This is a genomic window from Citrobacter sp. VF227 (assembly GCF_052950715.1).
This window is the reverse complement of record NZ_JBRFVF010000238.1, coordinates 1-528: the sequence shown is the minus strand read 5'-3', so window position 1 is coordinate 528 and position 528 is coordinate 1. Positions and strand designations below refer to the sequence as shown.

General features: G+C 68.2%; 1 protein-coding gene. It reads left to right on the top strand.

The window, feature by feature from the left end; genetic code table 11:
• Window positions 1-27: 27 nt before the first annotated feature.
• The coding region (locus tag ACU8YC_RS26100) for a hypothetical protein (protein ID WP_446896128.1) at window positions 28-528 on the top strand (501 nt) is incomplete at its 3' end.

Sequence of the window (528 nt, the reverse complement as noted above, 5' to 3'; positions counted from 1 at the left end):
GCCTACTTTCCTCGTGACTGATCCGCAATGCGCCTGATCTTCTCAGCCTTCCTCGCGACCGTGCTCCTGGCCTACCCAGTCGCCGGTTTGATCCAGAACGGGCTCGACCCAGCGTATTGGCCCGCAGAGGTGACGCGCCCCGGTGCCTGGTTCGGGGCCCTATTCTCCCCGCATGCCGGTGACGCGCTCGCGATGCCGTACCTCATGCTGATCGGTCGCGCGCCCGAATTCGCGAATGGCGGCTGGTCGCTAGCCCCACTCATCGCCTTCTCGCCCCTCCTGATCCTGTTTGGCGCCGCGCTACTACGGCGCGCCAAGCCCGAACAGAAGCGGGACACCTCCGACCTGTTCGGCTCCGCCCGCTTCGCCACGCCCACCGAGCGCACGGCCATGAACAAGGGCCTGGAGCTCGGCCTCGACCCTGAGACCGGTCGCGCGGTGCGCGTCGCCGTGCAGGGCACGCTCGCCACCATCGCGCCGCCCCGCAAGGGTAAGACGTCCGGGCTCCTGATCCCCAACCTCGCCTAT